This is a genomic window from Colwellia sp. 6M3, from assembly GCF_014077595.1.
Lineage (GTDB): Bacteria > Pseudomonadota > Gammaproteobacteria > Enterobacterales > Alteromonadaceae > Cognaticolwellia.
This window is the reverse complement of sequence record NZ_JACGWF010000009.1, coordinates 1-18,500: the sequence shown is the minus strand read 5'-3', so window position 1 is coordinate 18,500 and position 18,500 is coordinate 1. Positions and strand designations below refer to the sequence as shown.

The following is an 18,500-nucleotide window of genomic DNA, read 5'->3' as shown; positions in this document are numbered from 1 at the left end:
GTAATTGCAAAATTTTATTGCAAAACACCTGTGTTTCGAGGCAATCTTAACTAATAGAAAATAGAGGGGTTGTCATGAATTTTAATCGTGTGGTAATAAAAGTTGGCAGTGCATTAGTTTCACCTGATGCTCAAGGCTGCAGCGGTAAGTATATACTAGCCATTGCGCGTTTTATTACTCAATGCCAACAAGCAGGCAAGGAAGTTATTTTGGTCTCTTCTGGTAGTGTTGCTGCTGGTAGGGGCTTAATTGCTCACGGATCATCCAACCCTTCAATTCCAACAAAACAAGCAATGGCGTCGGTTGGGCAAATGAAGATGATGGCTAATTGGCAACGATTTTTTGATGTGCCTTGCAGCCAACTGCTAATCACCCATGGTGATTTAAAAGACCGCCAACGTTACATTAGTATTAAAAACACCTTAAGAATATTACTAGAAAATGGCGTTATTCCTATTGTTAACGAAAATGATACGGTAGCAACTGAAGAATTAAAAGTAGGTGACAATGATAATTTAGCAGCATTAGTTGCGGTAGTCAGCGAAGCCGATAGCTTATTCATTTTAAGTGATGTAGACGGTGTTTTTGAAGAAGATCCACGTAAAAATCCACAAGCTAAGTTAATACCAGTAATAGACAAAATAGATGAATCAGTTTATGCCATGGCAGGGGCTACGAATAATCATATTGCGACTGGTGGTATGAAAACAAAAATTCAAGCAGCAGAAAAAGCAGTAGAAAATGGTATCGAAACCTATATTTTAAATGGTAGTCGTGGTGAAGTTTTTGAGAAGATTTTGCAAGGCGAAAACCCAGGGACTCACTTTGTTGCTAAAGAAAGTGCAACACGAGCACGTAAACATTGGCTAAAATATACCTTAAAAAGCAATGGTCGCGTGTTATTAGATATTGGCGCCGTGAGTGCCTTAAAAAATAAAGGCGCTTCTTTACTTCCCTCAGGAGTCACTGATGTATCCGGAGATTTTAAAGTAGGCGATTGTATTGATATTTATGACGCTAAAAACAGTGAACATATTGCCAAAGGTATTAGCCAATATAACACCCGTGATCTTAAACGAATTAAGGGCTGTAAAAGTGATGAAATTTCAGCTTTACTTGGCTGTTGTCCAAGTAAAGTGGTTATGCATCGTGACGATATGGTGATGTTATAATAGCTGAGTTAATGCGATTATGGGTTTATCGTTAAACAAATAACCGCATTAAAACTCTTAACTAAAATTCCACTCTTAAACCATCTTCTACTATCGATAAGCTGGAGGGTGTAAATTGAAATAAATCATTACTAATGTGATCAAAATCAATCAATACTGAGATAGGTAAATGTTGTCCAATCGTATTTTTGATTGTATTAATAGATTTCTCAGATTTTGGAAAGGTATTATCTATCACTTCAAATTGGGTAATTAATGGATTACTCACTTTCAAAGCGTTTGTTGCTTTATCAAAAATAATTTGCCCCTTAAATGTCGCATCAGCAGTAAGTTTATGGCCATTATTAATAACATTTATACGCGCGGTAATAGCAACTGATTGAGTGGCGGCATAGAGCGCTAAATAAGGCTTTGAAGCTTCTAGCCTATATTCCATGTATGTTTCAACTATTGGGAACCTTAAGCTCAAAATACTATTAAGTTGACGCTCTGACATCGTTAAACCTAAAGCAAAGGCTTGCTGGCTAAAGACTATACTGGCAAAAATTAGTACGAATATTTTTCTAGTCATTACTACCACCCTATTTAAAATTTACTCGCGATTACTCTTTAAAATAAGACCAATAAGTAGCCCTATTACTAACATCAAAGCAATTAAAATAGCTCGCGGCATGGCAAAATCCCAAAACAGGAATGAAATACTCACGGTCGCCATATTCTGTAACACAATAACCAAGCAGAGAATTGATAATATTAAAATAAAATATCTATGTAACTTACTCATTACTGACTCCTAATATTAGTTTTTAAATGTACCTTTTAGAGCAAAGTATGGCTAAAAGGTTTTGAGGTATTATTACTCTCTTTAGATGCAGTGAAACAAACAAAAGTCACATCTAAATTAAAAAACTTACACTAATTCCACACTGCTTAAATGTAAACTAGATTAGTCTGTAATATCATCAAAGGTATTTTCAAATGCGGTAGTGAATCGTTGAAGTTTGTTTTGTTGAATAAATTCAGTGAGTTTTGAGACATAATGATGACCTTCTTCAGAATATTCAGTCAACGTTTCTGCTAAGGTAGCCCCTGTAAACGACGCTTCTTTTTTACGTAAAAGTGCGCGATTTTCCCTTAATGCTTTATAAGACTCATGAGTGTTTAAGTTTAAAATATAACTACGAACAGCCATGTTAATAGAATCAAATTTGGCAACTTCATGCCCTTTGCCTGATTCTCTTAACGAAGGCACCATGCCGCACCCTTGCGAAAAGCACCATTGACCGAATAAATTATTACCTTGTTTTGCAAACCGTGACGTTCCCCAACCAGACTCTATAGCTGCTTGAGTTAAGGCTAATGATGGTGGAACGTAGTCAACTCTTTTAAGCAGCTCTTCGAAGGTGTCGTTATCAATGTACTCATTTTCTAATTTATAGTTTTTTGAAATGTTAAGTAACCAAGCTTGCTGTTTAGCATTTAGTTTGGCTACAGGAACACTTTTGAGCATATTAATGAGTTTTCTTAATTGTAATACGTGATTGTTTTCGGCTTGAATAATAGGATATAAGGTTGCAAAAAAAGCTTCCTTTTTTTCTTTTACATCCTTAATTTTAGAAAAATCCGGCAAGCTTTTCATGCTTGCGTTAACCTTTGCTTCAGCTTTAGGTAATAGCGCTGAATGGTCACCCGAAATAATACTGCCTAAGAGCACAAAAATAAAAAGTGCACATAAAAATAAAACGGGGATTTTCAATTTGATCTTACTTTGCATGCCGAGCCCTAAGGTTGATTTAACATTGAGTATTATATCATTTGATTAGCGTTGTGATTTTTTTTATTTAAAAGATTACAACGCTAAATTTTACAGTAAAAAATGCAAAATAACCTTGATGTAAGCACTTAACACTTCAAAATACTTTGTGTGATTTACTTGTCTTGATCCTCAGAACGAGCACTGACAGCCATTTTTTCTAATGCACGTTTATAGCGCATTTTTACGGTGCTTAATTTCTCCTCAACTACCAAAGCTATATCGCCAAAATCAAGATCACCTGCAATACGAAACACAACAATTGAGCGTTCTTCTAGACTCAATTGCGCTAACAGGTGATCAATACCTTCTTCACCCGCTGTTAAGCTATTTTGTGTGTCATCAACTGCTACATGTTCAGCTTCATCAAGGTCAACTAAATCAAGTTGCTTCTTCCTAAGCCGAGTTAAAGCTTGGTTGTGTGCAATTCGATAAATCCATGTTTTAAAACTGGCACGGTCTTCAAATTTAGCGAGGCTGTTAAACACATTTAGCATAGTGTCATTTACCGCCTCTTCTGCTTCTTGTGTTGAGCCTAAATATCGATAACAAACTTGTATGAGTTTTTTATGATACCGATGAAAAAGCACTTCGTAGGCCGTTGTCACATAAGGAAGTTGCAGTCGTGCAATCCGCACAAGCTCAGCATCATCTTCTTGAGACAAGCGATCAGAGACACGATTATTTTCGCCCTCTGATATGGTCATTATGTTCTCACTTTTCTTTGGTTGTTTTACTTATCTTAGCTGTTTTACTGGCTTTAGCCGCTTTACTCGGCTTAGCTAACTCACTCATTTTTGTAGTAAGATACTTTTCAGTTAGCAGATCTTGATTTGGAATACTTAAACGCTTACCTGCTTTATTTTCAATTAACGTATTGACCGTTGATACTGAGACAACATTACCGACAAAACCATCAAATTCAACTTCATCACCTGGCGATAACTGCTCTCTTGCATAAATACCAGAAACAATACTGTTGGCGATAGTTTTAGTACCTAAGCCTAAAGCTAAAGCGAGTGCGATACCTAAGCTAGCAATAAGGACAGTGAAAATGGTATTAAGCAATGCCATTTCTAATTCAAGTTGACCTGTAACTAGTGAAAAAGTAATAAACAGCACCAATAATTGCAGAACACGCCCTGCTGCTGCACCATATTCAACGCCTAAACTATCAAGCGAACTTTCAACTTGAGTTTTCACTAGGTTCGCAATAAATAAACCTATAAGTGTAATAACCACAGCACCTAAAAGTTTAGGTAAGTAGAGTACAAATTCATCAAGAATTGCCGAGAATCTATCTAAACCTAAAGTGTCTGCGCCAGCCACAAGTATAATCAGTACAAAAAACACATAGAGTAGTTTGCCAATCATTTCAGATGGGGTTAACTTTACACCCAAGGTTTTAATTGCTTTGTCGACACTTAGTTTTTGACATAGTTTATCAAAACCAAGTTTTTCTAAAATTTTAGCCACCCACTTTGTAATTATTTTAGATATAAATAAACCAATATAGATAACAATTATGGTGGCAATTAGGTTCGGTAAAAAACCTGCTATTTCAGTCCAAAAGCCAGACAGTGCATTACTGAATGATTGTGTCCACACATCTAAGTTCATTATAATTCTCCGGTGTTATTATTGTTTTTTAATGATTTTTGATTTAATAATATTTGTTTTTGTTGATTGTGTAGTTCAAGTTTTCGTTTTGCAGAGTACATAGAAGCTCCAAAGCCAAGAAATAATACCCAAATCCAACCGACAAAAAGTCCAGATACATCTTTAACCGCTGTTATATTTGCCGATGTTGATAACACCTTCTTCAATGCTTTATCTTCATCAGATTGAGGCGTATTCTCTTGCCACATAGTTCTCAATTTGTCTTCGTCAAAACTCATTTTTGCTCTCCAGAAATAAAAAGAGATGCGGTTAATGAAAACAGCATCTCAGTTACTTACTAGTTAATAATTAAAATCTCTACACGTCTATTTTGCGCACGGCCTTCAACAGTTTCATTAGAGGCAACAGGTTTCTCTTTACCAAAGCCATTTGACTGTATGCGATTAACATCAATGTTACCCACTTGACTCATAAAATCAGCCACAGTTCTTGCTCTGTTTTTAGACAGTGCAAGGTTTAGCTCTGCGCTACCGGTTGAGTCAGTGTGACCTGACACCAAAATTTTAGAATTAGGAAAGCGGCTTATAGCATCATTAATTTTATTTAATAAAGTAAAGTTAGATGATTCAATTTCGCTACTACCAGGTTTAAAAGAAAAACCTTGAGCACGAATTAAGACATTATCTAATTGTCTGTAAACGGCCGCTTCTTCTTCGTTAAATAGTGACTGTACGCCAGCAAATCTTGCATTGTCTTCACGTTTTTCTTTTTGCTCTTTTTCAAGCGCCATTTTCGCAGACAAAATAGCTTCATCTTTATCTCGAGCTAAGCGAGATTCACGCGCTTCTAAAGATATTAGTTCGCTACTGAGGTTATCAGTACGTTGACTAGTTTGCGTTAACGTTTTATGAGCAAAAGCGACAACTTCTTTGTTTAACTCGTTAAAAGGTAAATTGGTGGTAATTGGCGATAAGGCATACTCAAGCTGCTCTTGATACCAAATAAGCTTTTGCTCTTCAGTAAAATTAGCGTCTTTAAAATACTTATTCATTTCAGCAATACCCTGAGCGCGCTGAATTAACCAAATAGCACGATTTGAATGCACATTTGCTTTTTGGGTATTAGACCTATCAGCTTCTAACGTATTTAATGCTAGCTGATACTCATCTTGTGCTTGAGCAAATAAAATAGGCGCAACATCATCTAAATCCTGTTTTACTGCTGTATTGATCGTATTTTTAGCAACACTTAACATGTTGGCTTTCAATGCCGTAAGCTCAATAGCAAGGTATTGGTTTTTTAATTCATTGATATCACGTTTAGCTCGTTCATCTTCACCAAGCTCAAACCAAGCAAGCATTTTCTTAAACTGTTTTTCAGCGTCGTTAAAGCGCTCAGGTACAAGCTTATCGGCATTAGCACTCAGTGCTTTTTGGCGAGCATCAAACGCTTCTTCAAAAGTGTATTTTGCTTTGTTTGATTGTGCTATTGCAGCATTAACTCTATCAACGGTTTCTTTCGCGGTAATATCAGTTGAATCTTTATCTGATTTAGCTTGCTTCAATGCATCGTCAAAAGCACGTTGTGCAGCCTTAATTTGTTCTGGCGCATAAAATGCTAAATTTTCCTGATCCGCTTTTTCTAAAAGCTGCTCGGCTTGATTCAAGGTTGGAAATTTTTTCATCATCTCATTTTCAGATAATGTAACGTTAGAAGCACAACCTGTTATTAATACTAGAGTCAGTGCGCTGGCAATTAGTGTTTTTTTCATTTTGGTGTCCTTTATATAGCTAATACATAACTGATTAAAATACCCTTTCAAGAAAGGCAATTATGACGTTTGTAGCTATAGACGAGAGGTTGAGATAAAAAGTCACAAATTAATGTATTAATCTGTAATTTTTATGAATCTGAGGTATTAGTTTTATATAAAGGAGAACTAAAAAATAAGATTCGTTGAACGATCGTAGGTGTTCGATATGTGAGGGTATGCAGACATGAAGCTATGTTTTAGTTGTTATACAGTTAACTTTTACAAACTTCATAGGCGCTATATATTATATATAGCGCCTATGAAAATAAGTTTACTTGAAAAGTAACTTATTATTTTAACGTACTAGTAATTTCTAATTATTTATCAGCGATATAAGTACAGCAGTAATCAGCTAATTCACTTACTTTAATATCAAAAGAAGCGTTGGCTGGAACATAAAAAGATTGATTGGCCGTTATAGTTTGCCAAGTATCAGTGCCGGGTAATAACACGCTAACAATACCTTGTTGAAATTCCATCAACTCTTTTTCAGCCGTTTTAAAGGTATATTCACCCGGCATCATAATACCTAAGGTTTTGAACGAACCATCTGCAAAAGTAACTTTTCTGCTAGTGACTTTACCATCAAAATATATACTTGCTACGGTTGAGATAGTGACGTTATTAAATTCTGTCATGAGTTTTCCTTTTTTACTTAATCAATTCTTGCGCGATAAAAAGTGAGATATAAAAAAAGCGGTACTAGCTAAATGTGCCAACACCGCTTGTAATAAACTGTCTAGTTTTAGCTATTAAGCATTCGCTTCTACGATACGCTTCATATCTGTCATGTAGCCACGTAGTTCTTTACCAATTGACTCAACGCCATGGCTGCGAATTGCTTCGTTTACTTCAATTAAACGCGCGTTATCAACACCATTTGATGTTGACTTTAAGCCTTCGCCTAATTCTTCTAAAGTTAACTTGCTAGCAAATTCTTCTAACAATGGAACTGCTGCATGTGAGAATAAGTAGTTACCGTATTCTGCTGTATCTGAAATAACCACGTTCATTTCGTAAAGCATATTACGTGCAATGGTGTTAGCAATTAATGGCGTTTCGTGAAGCGACTCATAGTAAGCTGAAGCATTGATAATGCCAGAGTCAACCATTGCATCAAAGGCCAATTCAACACCGGCTTTAACCATAGCAACAACGAAAATACCTTTATCGTAATATTCTTGCTCTGAAATTTCAGTATCGCAAGTAGGTGCTTTTTCAAAAGACGTTTCAGCCGTCTCTTCACGCCATTTTAATAAGTTAGCATCGTTGTTATTCCAATCAGCCATCATACCAGCTGAGAAACGACCTTCGATGATGTCATCCATGTGCTTTTGAAATAAAGGACGTAAAATTTCTTTTAATTCAAGAGACATATCAAACGCTTTAATTTTAGCTGGGTTTGATAAACGGTCCATCATGTTGGTAATGCCACCGTATTTTAAACCTTCAGTAACACCTTCGATGCCGTATTGTAATAATTTACGTGCATAGCCAGCATCAACACCTTGAGCCAATAATTGCTTGTGGCCTAAAATCGCGGCAGTTTGCAACATACCACAAAGGATAGTTTGCTCGCCCATTAAGTCAGACTTAACTTCAGCAATGAATGAAGACGCTAATACACCAGCACGATCACCACCGGTTGCTGAAGCGTAGGCTTTAGCGATAGCCCAGCCATTACCTTGTGGATCATTTTCAGGGTGAACAGCGATAAGTGTTGGAACACCAAAGCCACGTTTGTATTCTTCACGTACTTCAGTACCTGGACATTTTGGTGCAACCATAACCACTGTGATATCAGAACGAATTTGCATGCCTTCTTCAACAATGTTGAAACCATGTGAGTAGGCTAAAGAAGAGCCTTCTTTCATTAATGGCATTACCGCATTAACCGCAGAAGTATGTTGCTTATCAGGTGTTAAGTTTAATACTAAATCTGCTTGTGGAATTAATTCTTGATAGTTGCCAACAGTAAAACCATTTTCTGTCGCCCACTGATACGATTGACGTTTTTCAGCGATAGCGGCATCACGAAGAGCATAAGAGATGTTTAAACCAGAATCACGCATGTTTAAACCTTGGTTAAGGCCTTGAGCGCCACAACCAACAATAACGATATTCCAACCTTTAATAAAATTACAACCGTCACTAAATTCCTCACGCTGCATGAAGCGACATTTACCCAATTGCGCCAATTTTTCGCGTAAACTTAGTGTATTAAAATAGTTAGACATATTGTTCTCCTGTGCTTGGTGGTTGACCAAGAAATTAGTTAGGTGGTCAGTTTGTTGACCTTGACGCTATCATAGCGAAAACTTAACGTTGCTTAAAATGATATATTTGCATTGCAGTGTTGCATAATTTGCAATACAGTTTGATTGAATCTAACTATTTAGGAAAAAATGTGGAATTAAAATCATTGCGGATGTTTGTCGATTTAGCCAAATCACTGCATTTTGGTAAAACCGCAGAACTTCATCATGTTAGCCCTTCAACGTTAAGTCGAGTAATTCAACGACTGGAAATTGAATTAGGTAACCCATTACTGCATCGCGATAATCGCACCGTTGTGCTAAGCGAAGCAGGAAAACAGTTTTACCAATTTGCTGAGCAACAACTTGAACAATGGCAGTTATTACAACTTTCGCTAAACCAGAAGCACGCGGAACTGCAAGGAAAACTGCATATTTATTGTTCTGTTACTGCGGCGTATAGTCATTTGCCACCGTTGCTAGAGCGCTTTCGCCAGCAGCATCCAATGGTTGAAATTATGTTAACGACAGGTGACGCAGCAGACGGGTTAGTGCAGGTGGAAAAGCAAGCGGTAGATCTTGCCATTGCAGCTAAACCTGAACAGTTATCTAGAATTTTTAGCTTTCATCATTTGGCAAAAATACCCGTTTCAGTGATCGCACCTACGATGGTGTGCCAAGTTCAGCAACAAATTCAGCAAGACTTTATTTGGTCTGAAATACCCATTATTTTGCCTGAACACGGTCCCGCACGAAAACGTTTTGAATATTGGTTTCGCAAAAAACAACAGGGTAAAGCTAATATCTACGCGACGGTTTCAGGACATGAGGCACTGGTTAGCATGGTAGCTTTAGGTTGCGGAGTTGGTATTGTGCCGCGCGTGGTGGTTGAAAATAGTCCCGTTAAAGATCGAGTTCAGTTTCTAGAGGGTGTGGGTGAAATTGAACCGTTCGATCTTGGTGTATGCTGTTTGAATCAAAGTAGAGATAAACCTTTGATTCAGGCATTTTTTGAAGCAATTCATTCATATCAGTCTGATCAGTAGTCTGTAAAGTACATTACAGCCGCGGTCATATTGCGTCTGTTAAGTGACGCAATATTCTATCCATCGCCCGATACGACAGGGCTTCAATTAAATGTTTTCGCTCTATGTGCTCTAACGACTCCATGTCAGCTAATGTTCGCGCGATTTTAAGTATTTTATGATGCGCTCTAGTTGATAGATTAAGCTTTTCAATGGCAAGCTCTAGAAATTCACTGTCATCAGCGTTTAAATGGCAGAAGCTTCTCACTTCGGCACTGCTGAGTTGCGCATTGGCTTTGCCTTGACGTGATATTTGTTTTTGATGACAAATACTGACCCTTTTTTGAATGGTGCGACTCGACTCACCTTTGCCATTATCGTTAGCCCACATACCGCGCGGTAATCGGGTTACTTCAATCTGAATGTCAATACGATCTAAAAATGGCCCTGAAAGCCGATTAAGATAACGTAATACTTGCTCAGGTGTACTGCGTTTATCATTATAAAATCCGGTTGGGCTAGGATTCATTGCAGCCACTAGCTGAAATTGTGCCGGAAAAGTTTGTTTAACCAGCGCCCGCGAAATAGTCACTTCTCCTGATTCTAGTGGTTCGCGTAATACATCGAGGACTTTGCGTTCAAACTCTGGTAACTCATCAAGAAAAAGCACACCGTTATGCGCCAGTGAAATTTCACCCGGTTGAGGATGACTACCGCCACCCACTAGTGCCGCTGACGAGGCCGTATGATGCGGAGCCCGAAAAGGGCGTGTTAGCCAAGACTCAGGACTAATGTTTTTATGACAAATAGATTGAATTGCCGCACTCGATAACGCTTCTTGCTCAGTCATCGGCGGTAAAATTCCCGGTAACCGACTCGCCAGCATGGTTTTACCTGTACCTGGCGGACCAATAAAAAGTAAATTATGTCGGCCACTTGCCGCAAGCTCTAATGCACGCTTGGCTAGCGGCTGCCCTACAACATCAGCAATGTCATATTCGCTTTTGGTTTCATATTCCTGCAAAGTTCTTGTCGCTACGAGCGGTAAGCTCTGTTGTTTCAAAAAATGAGGAAATAGCTGGCTTAAATGTGACAGGCTTAATATTTTTACCTGTTGAACCCAACTTGCTTGTTCTGCGTTTTCACTGGGTATCACTAATGTGCGGCCACTTTCTTTACAGGCCATTGCCATTGGAATTTCTCCAATAATGGATCTTAACTCCCCCGACAAGGCTAACTCGCCAGCAAATTCATATTGATTTAAGTCGGTATCTGGTAATTGGGCAGCGGCGGCAAGAATACCAATGGCAATTGGCAGATCAAAGCGACCTCCCTCTTTAGGCAAGTCAGCAGGAGCTAGGTTTACAGTAATGCGTTTGGCAGGGAACTCATAACCACAATTTATAATGGCACTGCGCACACGATCTTTAGCTTCTCGAACAGAGGTTTCAGGTAAACCTACAATGTTGAATGCAGGTAATCCATTGGCTAAGTGTACTTCTACGGTAACTAAGGGAGATTCGAGCCCAATGCGAGCTCGACTAAAAACACAGGCTAAGGTCATAAAAATCCATTTTTATTTTTACATATCTAAACAAAAGTGTAGTTAAGTAAACCTTATTGTGCGAAAAATAATCACGCAAAGTTTAATAAGATCAGGTAGCGGTTATAACTAGGAATTTTTATTTATCTAAAAAAACACTAACAAACCACTTGCGCTTGATATTAGAGCTATGGTACTAATTTAAATAGGCTGAAAACTCTTAGTGCTCAAACTAATAAACTTACAGATAATATTAATAAATATGCAAAATTCTATCTTAGTGATTATTAACGTCCTCATCGTGGTGATTCTTAAATCGTCGCGGGGGAATTTGTTGAGCTAAAGAAAATAAAAAATCTTAAAATAACAAACCCCCCGCTCCGCAAGGACCGGGGGGTTTGTCGTTATTAAATTATTAAACAGCGCGCAGCGCACAAACATTATTAACCTTTGGAGAATACTTATTAATTACTAAAATTTTATACTTTTCATTAAAGTGAATAGTTTATGAATAAAATGTTATTAAAAAGTTAAATATACACATGACAACTGAAAAAAAATTAACCGGCGCGAGCTTATTATTTAACGTGCTAGAACAGCATGGTGTTGAACATGTGTTTGGCTACCCAGGTGGCGCAATAATGCCGATTTATGATGCACTTTATGATAGTGGCGTTGAGCATTTTTTGTGTCGCCATGAACAAGGGGCTGCTTTCTCTGCTGTAGGCTATGCAAGGGCTTCAGGCAAGGTTGGTGTTTGCCTTGCAACATCAGGTCCTGGCGCTACAAACCTGATCACAGGTCTTGCAGATGCGTTGGCTGATTCAATTCCAGTGGTAGCAATAACCGGCCAAGTAGCAACTGCTGCGATGGGTTCAGATGCTTTCCAAGAAATAGACATTTTTGGTTTATCTCTAGCGTGTACTAAGCATTCTTTTCAGGTAACCAATATTGATGATTTAGCCGACGTTTTACACCAAGCTTTTGCCATTGCATTAGAAGGTAGACAAGGGCCGGTGTTGGTTGATATTCCAAAAGACATTCAAATTGCAGCCGTTAACGGTTGTGTAGATGATTTAGTTAATTTACAAAACAAAGTTAAATTACCTCCTGCCAACGTAGGCAACGCTATTGCATTATTAAACCAAGCGAAAAAGCCTATTTTATATGTTGGTGGTGGTGTTGGTATGGCCAATGCTATTGATGAATTACGAGACTTTGCCAAAATAACAGGCCTACCTTGTGTGTCAACACTAAAAGGGTTAGGCGCGATTGACCCAGAAGATAAATATTATATGGGTATGTTAGGTATGCACGGCACTAAAGCCTCTAATTTAGCCGTACAAGAATGTGATTTATTAATCGCCGTTGGTGCCAGGTTTGATGACCGGGTTACTGGTAAACTTAACGAATTCGCGCCACATGCAAAAGTAATCCACTTTGATATTGATACCGCTGAAATTAACAAACGTCGCATTGCCGATGCCTCTATATTAGGTGATTTAAAAGTTAATTTACCCGCGCTAGCTATTCCATTATCGATTGAGCCTTGGAGAGCGTTTTGTTTACAGATGAACCAAGATTATGCGTGGGATTATAATCACCCAGGTGACACAATTTTTGCGCCAGCAGTTTTAAAAGAAATTAGTGACAAAATGCCTAAAAACAGTTGTGTAACTACTGATGTAGGACAACATCAAATGTGGGCAGCACAACACATGGTATTTGACGACCCAAGTAATTTCTTAACGAGTGCTGGCATGGGTACTATGGGCTTTGGTGTACCTGCCGCCGTTGGTGCTCAAGTCAGTCGACCAACAGACTGCATTATTGCGGTTTCAGGTGATGGCTCGTTTATGATGAATGTACAAGAGTTATCGACCATTAAACGTTTTCAATTACCGGTTAAAATAGTACTAATAGATAACGCCAAACTCGGTATGGTTCGCCAATGGCAAGACCTATTTTTCAATGGCCGATTAAGCGAAACTGATTTAGCTGATAACCCTGATTTTATTATGCTCGCTAATGCTTTTGATATTAAAGCTCAAATGATCACGAAAAAGTCAGAAGTAAGTGCTGCTATTGAAGAAATGCTAGAACACGATGGTCCTTATTTATTACAAGTTAAAATTGATGCACAAGACAACGTATGGCCATTAGTGCCACCGAATACGGCAAACGATAAAATGATGGAGAGTACCTAAATGAATAATTATCAATTAACGATATCAGTGGATGATAAGCAAGTGGTACTTGAGCGCATTTTACAGGTCACACGTTATCGTGGTTTTTTAATCAGTGGTATGAATGCCAAAGTAAATACAGGCACAAATATAGGTACGATTGAATTAATGGTTAGAAGTGAACGTCCTATTGAACTTTTAGTTGATCAAATTAATAAACTGATCGACATCAAAGAGGTCAAAGTAGACAATAGAGCATCGCAGCAATGCATTGCATAATGCTGAGTTACACTTACGACAATACATAATACAATTTCATCAGTTAATGTTTTAAAACTGGTTGATACGCAACAAAATTTAGGAATAGAAAATGGCTAAAGTGAACGCAGAACTAATTTGGTTTAACGGTGAACTCATGCCGTGGCAGAATGCTACGGTACATGTAATGAGTCATGCCCTACACTACGGTTCGTCAGTATTTGAAGGTATTCGTGCTTATAACACCCATAAAGGCACCTGTATCTTCCGTTTAGAAGAACATATTAAGCGCTTATTCGATTCAGCAAAAATATACCGCATGAACATCCCTTTTACCGAAGAGCAGGTGGTTCAAGCCTGTAAAGATGCGGTATCAAAAAACAACTTAAAATCAGCCTATTTACGTCCATTAGTGTTTTTAGGTGATATTGGTATGGGTCTTCGTCCACCTATCGACGCGGTTGCCGATGTAATGATTGCTGCCTTTAGTTGGGAAGCTTACTTAGGTGCTGATGCTATTGAAAACGGTGTAGAAGTCGGTGTTTCAAGTTGGAACCGTCTTGCACCTAACACTATGCCAACCGCAGCAAAAGCTGGTGGTAACTACTTATCATCACAATTAATATCTACTGAAGCTGCTCGTCATGGTTATGCTGAAGGTGTCGCTTTAGATATAAATAACATGGTAAGTGAAGGCGCAGGTCAAAACTTATTTCTCATCAAAAAAGGTGTGCTTTATACGCCTCCTGGCACGGCTTCAATCTTACAAGGTTTAACGCGTGACACTGTATTTTTCCTTGCTAAGCAATTGGGTTACGAAGTACGTGAAGAATCAATTTCTCGCGAATCTTTATACCTAGCAGATGAATTCTTCATGTGTGGTACAGCAACTGAAGTGGTACCAGTGAAGTCAGTTGACGGTATTGCTGTTGGTGATGGTTCGCGTGGACCTATTACTAAAGCGCTTCAAGATGCATTTTTTGGTATCTTTAACGGTACTACTGAAGTGCCTGAAGGCTGGTTAGACGAAGTTTAATCGCACTATTTTATTACTAGTTCACTCAATTTTTCGCTAAAAGTACGTATTGAATACCTAATATCTTGCTTACTTTTAGCCTTGAATTGAGTCGAATTAGCTAATGCTCTTCAACCTTAGCGTTCATTAATCACAAAAGTATAAATGTTATTCTAAAAGCTTATTATCGAGTAAATTTTTAAAATAGTTTTTAACACTTATCACGGTTTACACGAACCAAATATACACAATTTATAGGGACTAAAGTCATGCCAAAATTAAGATCTGCAACTTCTACTCAAGGCCGTAATATGGCTGGCGCTCGAGCACTATGGCGTGCAACGGGTATGACAGATGGTGATTTCGGCAAACCTATTATTGCTGTCGTAAACTCATTTACGCAATTTGTGCCAGGTCATGTACATTTAAAAGACATGGGGCAATTGGTTGCTGGCGCTATTGAAGAAGCCGGTGGTGTCGCAAAAGAATTTAACACCATAGCGGTAGACGATGGTATCGCCATGGGTCATAGCGGCATGCTTTATAGCTTACCGTCGCGTGATTTAATTGCCGATTCTGTTGAATACATGGTCAATGCCCATTGTGCTGATGCCATGGTGTGTATTTCAAACTGTGACAAAATTACCCCTGGCATGTTAATGGCGGCTATGCGTCTAAACATACCGGTAATTTTTGTCTCTGGTGGCCCAATGGAAGCTGGTAAAACTAAGCTTTCAGACCAAATTATTAAGCTTGATTTAGTTGACGCCATGATCCAAGGCGCTGACCCTAAAGTGTCTGACGAGCAAAGTGATCAAGTTGAGCGTTCAGCCTGTCCTACATGTGGTTCATGTTCTGGTATGTTCACCGCCAACTCAATGAACTGTTTAGCCGAAGCGTTAGGCTTAGCACTACCCGGTAACGGTTCTATGTTAGCGACTCATGCTGATCGTGAGCAGTTATTCTTAAGAGCGGGTAAAGAAATTGTTAAGCTAACCAAGCGTTACTATCAAGACAATGACGAGTCAGCCTTACCGCGCAATATTGCCAGTAAAGATGCTTTACACAATGCTATGTGTTTAGACATTGCTATGGGTGGTTCAACCAATACTATTTTACATTTATTGGCAACCGCGCAAGAAGCTGAAATTGATTACACCATGGAAGACATGGATAAGTTATCACGCATTGTGCCGCAATTATGTAAAGTGGCACCTTCAACGCCAGAATATCACATGGAAGATGTTCACCGTGCTGGCGGCGTAATTGCCATTTTAGGTGAATTATCACGCGCTAATTTATTAAAAACAGATGTACCGAATATTTTAGGTACCACCTTGGCTGATGTTATCGCTAAATATGATATTAAAGTCACTGACGATGAAGACGTTAAAAAGTTTTACCGTGCTGGCCCTGCCGGTATTCGTACCACTAAAGCATTCAGTCAAGATTGCCGTTGGGATACCTTAGATGACGATCGCGAAAACGGTTGTATTCGCAGCATTGAAAATGCCTTTTCATTAGAAGGTGGCTTAGCCGTACTTTCTGGTAATATTGCGGTTGATGGTTGTGTGGTTAAAACCGCAGGTGTGAGTGACGACAACTTAGTATTTACTGGCCCTGCACACGTATTTGAAAGCCAAGACGCTGCCGTAGCCGGTATTTTAGATAAAAAAGTAGTGGCTGGCGAAGTGGTTGTTATTCGTTATGAAGGCCCTAAGGGTGGTCCTGGCATGCAAGAAATGTTGTATCCAACCACTTATTTAAAATCTATGGGCTTAGGTAAAGCCTGTGCGCTGTTAACTGACGGTCGATTTTCTGGAGGTACTTCAGGTTTATCAATTGGTCATGTTTCTCCAGAAGCTGGCAGTGGCGGTACTATTGCATTAGTAGAGCAAGGCGACATTATTCATATTGATATTCCTAACCGTTCTATTGAGTTAAAGGTAAGTGAAGAAGAGCTAACTCAACGTCGCGATGCTATGAATGCTAAAGGTAAAGATGCTTGGAAGCCAACTAATCGAGTTCGTCCAATCAGCTACGCATTGAAAAACTACGCCATGCTAGCCACTAGTGCCGATAAAGGCGCTGTGCGTAATCGTGAATTACTTGACGGTAATTACAATGGTGACAGCAATGACTGATGCTGAACAAGCAGCGTTAATACAAAAACAGGCTACTCAAGCGCAAGCTTTAGATTACTTGCGTAGAATATTACTTGCGCCTGTTTATGATGTTGCTGTTGAAACCGCATTAACACCGATGACAAAGTTGTCATCGCGGTTAGGTAATCAAATTTTTCTTAAGCGTGAAGATCAGCAGCCTGTACATTCTTTTAAGTTACGTGGTGCTTACAACAAATTAGCTAATTTGTCTGAACAACAATGTTTGCATGGTGTTATAGCGGCTTCTGCGGGTAATCATGCCCAAGGCTTAGCCTTAGCAGCACATAAGTTGGGCATAAAAGCGACTATTGTGATGCCCATTACTACACCCGACATTAAAGTTGATAATGTTAGGCGTTATGGCGCAGAAGTGCGCTTAATAGGTAAAAGCTTTAACGAGGCACAGCAAGCGTCGATGGAATATGCGCAAGCTGAAAATAAAACCGTTATCCACCCATTTGATGATAGCGATGTAATCGCAGGTCAAGGCACTGTAGCTAAAGAATTATTACAACAACGTCCACATACAGATGTTGTGTTTATTCCGGTAGGCGGCGGCGGTTTATTAGCGGGTATGGCGGTTTATCTAAAACAACTACAGCCTCATATTAAAGTGATTGGTGTTGAAGCGGAAGATTCAGCTTGTTTAAAAGCGGCTTTAGCCGCGGGTAAGCCAGTCGATCTAGCACAAGTCGGTTTATTTGCCGACGGTGTGGCTGTTAAACGTATCGGTGAGCATACCTTTGACTTAATTAAACATTACTGTGATGAAGTTATCACGGTGACTACCGATGAAATATGTACCTCAATTAAAGATATTTTTGAGCAAACACGGGTTATATCTGAACCTGCGGGTGCTTTATCCTTAGCGGGATTACAAAAATATTGCCAAAGTAGCCCAGGTGATGAGTCGCTAGTAGCTATTCTTTCGGGCGCAAATATGAACTTTCATACCTTGCGTTATATATCTGAGCGTTGTGAATTAGGCGAACAGAAAGAAGCCGTGTTTGCGGTTAAAATTCCGGAAGAAAAAGGCAGCTTTAGAAACTTTTGTAAAGCACTGGCAGGGCGTGTGATAACCGAGTTTAATTATCGCTATGCTGATAATGCTGATGCTTCAAACGAAACACAAAATGCTAATATTTTTGTCGGTGTACGTCTTGGTGGTGAAGCTAATGACCGAGAAAAACTCACCGAAAGCCTTCAACAAAGTTATCAGCTAACTGATTTTACAGAAAATGAACTAGCTAAACTGCATGTTAGATACATGATTGGCGGCAAAAACGAATTGTCTGCTCAAGAACGTATTTTTCGTTTTCAATTTCCAGAATACCCTGGTGCTTTAGAGAAGTTTTTAGATACGCTTGGTGAACATTACAATATTACCTTGTTCCATTATCGCAACCATGGCGCAGCTTTTGGGCAAGTATTGGCCGGTTTTGAAGTGAAAAAATCACAAGAAGTTGATTTCTTTACGCATTTAAAAGCATTAGATTATGAATGCCAGGAAGAAACCAACAATGAAGCATATAAGGCGTTTCTGACCTAATCGCCCCAAATACTTACTTATTGTGACATTAAGCAGTTTTAATTTATGATTAAAACTGCTTTTTTTATATCAAAAAACCTATATTG

17 protein-coding genes are annotated in these 18,500 nt (G+C 38.8%); 7 read left to right on the top strand and 10 right to left on the bottom strand.

Annotated features, from left to right (window positions below; genetic code table 11):
• Window positions 1-74 precede the first annotated feature (74 nt).
• Window positions 75-1,172, top strand: a complete 1,098-nt coding sequence (gene proB, locus H4J50_RS03605) for a glutamate 5-kinase (RefSeq protein WP_182254506.1) — start codon at window positions 75-77, stop codon at window positions 1,170-1,172.
• 61 nt (window positions 1,173-1,233) lie between these two features.
• Here the strand turns inward: proB and H4J50_RS03600 are convergent, their stop codons facing one another.
• The 9 genes from H4J50_RS03600 to ilvC form a co-directional block, all read right to left on the bottom strand.
• Window positions 1,234-1,743 carry a hypothetical protein gene (locus tag H4J50_RS03600; protein WP_182254504.1) on the bottom strand — a complete coding sequence of 170 codons (510 nt, stop codon included), beginning with the start codon at window positions 1,741-1,743 and terminating at the stop codon, window positions 1,234-1,236.
• A gap of 21 nt (window positions 1,744-1,764) precedes the next feature.
• On the bottom strand, window positions 1,765-1,956 hold the full coding sequence (locus H4J50_RS03595; protein ID WP_108457550.1) for a lipopolysaccharide assembly protein LapA domain-containing protein: 192 nt from the start codon (window positions 1,954-1,956) through the stop codon (window positions 1,765-1,767).
• A 162-nt stretch (window positions 1,957-2,118) separates the two neighbouring features.
• Complete coding sequence (locus H4J50_RS03590) at window positions 2,119-2,946, bottom strand: glucosaminidase domain-containing protein (RefSeq protein ID WP_182254502.1); 828 nt, start codon at window positions 2,944-2,946, stop codon at window positions 2,119-2,121.
• 155 nt (window positions 2,947-3,101) lie between these two features.
• Entirely contained in the window at window positions 3,102-3,692 is a 591-nt protein-coding gene (locus H4J50_RS03585) for a sigma-70 family RNA polymerase sigma factor (RefSeq protein WP_108457552.1), read from the bottom strand.
• Between the two features lie 7 nt (window positions 3,693-3,699).
• Window positions 3,700-4,605, bottom strand: coding sequence for a mechanosensitive ion channel family protein (locus tag H4J50_RS03580; protein ID WP_108457553.1), 906 nt, complete (start codon window positions 4,603-4,605; stop codon window positions 3,700-3,702).
• The gene (locus H4J50_RS03575) at window positions 4,605-4,883 is read right to left on the bottom strand and encodes a hypothetical protein (RefSeq protein WP_108457554.1); all 279 of its coding nucleotides are present in this window, start codon (window positions 4,881-4,883) and stop codon (window positions 4,605-4,607) included. The genes H4J50_RS03580 and H4J50_RS03575 overlap by 1 nt, the downstream gene beginning before the upstream one ends.
• 59 nt (window positions 4,884-4,942) lie before the next feature.
• Window positions 4,943-6,376 (bottom strand): OmpA family protein, encoded by a 1,434-nt coding sequence (locus H4J50_RS03570; protein ID WP_182254500.1) that lies wholly within the window; start codon window positions 6,374-6,376, stop codon window positions 4,943-4,945.
• A gap of 359 nt (window positions 6,377-6,735) precedes the next feature.
• The gene (locus H4J50_RS03565; RefSeq protein ID WP_182254498.1) at window positions 6,736-7,056 is read right to left on the bottom strand and encodes a pyrimidine/purine nucleoside phosphorylase; all 321 of its coding nucleotides are present in this window, start codon (window positions 7,054-7,056) and stop codon (window positions 6,736-6,738) included.
• A gap of 114 nt (window positions 7,057-7,170) precedes the next feature.
• Window positions 7,171-8,655, bottom strand: a complete 1,485-nt coding sequence (gene ilvC / locus H4J50_RS03560) for a ketol-acid reductoisomerase (RefSeq protein WP_108457557.1) — start codon at window positions 8,653-8,655, stop codon at window positions 7,171-7,173.
• Between the two features lie 170 nt (window positions 8,656-8,825).
• Between ilvC and ilvY the strand changes: the two genes are divergently transcribed.
• Complete coding sequence (ilvY, locus tag H4J50_RS03555) at window positions 8,826-9,719, top strand: HTH-type transcriptional activator IlvY (protein ID WP_182254496.1); 894 nt, start codon at window positions 8,826-8,828, stop codon at window positions 9,717-9,719.
• 25 nt (window positions 9,720-9,744) lie between these two features.
• Here ilvY and H4J50_RS03550 read toward each other — a convergent pair whose 3' ends face one another.
• Window positions 9,745-11,262, bottom strand: a complete 1,518-nt coding sequence (locus H4J50_RS03550) for a YifB family Mg chelatase-like AAA ATPase (RefSeq protein WP_182254494.1) — start codon at window positions 11,260-11,262, stop codon at window positions 9,745-9,747.
• 521 nt (window positions 11,263-11,783) lie between these two features.
• Between H4J50_RS03550 and ilvG the strand changes: the two genes are divergently transcribed.
• The 5 genes from ilvG to ilvA all read left to right on the top strand — a co-directional run bounded on the left by ilvG (window position 11,784) and on the right by ilvA (window position 18,414).
• Window positions 11,784-13,448, top strand: a complete 1,665-nt coding sequence (gene ilvG / locus H4J50_RS03545) for an acetolactate synthase 2 catalytic subunit (protein ID WP_108457559.1) — start codon at window positions 11,784-11,786, stop codon at window positions 13,446-13,448.
• On the top strand, window positions 13,449-13,706 hold the full coding sequence (ilvM, locus tag H4J50_RS03540; protein ID WP_108457560.1) for an acetolactate synthase 2 small subunit: 258 nt from the start codon (window positions 13,449-13,451) through the stop codon (window positions 13,704-13,706). It begins immediately after the preceding gene.
• 91 nt (window positions 13,707-13,797) lie between these two features.
• Window positions 13,798-14,721, top strand: coding sequence for a branched-chain amino acid transaminase (locus H4J50_RS03535; protein ID WP_182254492.1), 924 nt, complete (start codon window positions 13,798-13,800; stop codon window positions 14,719-14,721).
• Between the two features lie 248 nt (window positions 14,722-14,969).
• Entirely contained in the window at window positions 14,970-16,844 is a 1,875-nt protein-coding gene (ilvD, locus tag H4J50_RS03530; protein ID WP_182254490.1) for a dihydroxy-acid dehydratase, read from the top strand.
• Complete coding sequence (gene ilvA, locus H4J50_RS03525) at window positions 16,837-18,414, top strand: threonine ammonia-lyase, biosynthetic (protein WP_204100696.1); 1,578 nt, start codon at window positions 16,837-16,839, stop codon at window positions 18,412-18,414. Before ilvD ends, ilvA begins: the two co-directional genes overlap by 8 nt.
• Window positions 18,415-18,500: the final 86 nt, after the last annotated feature.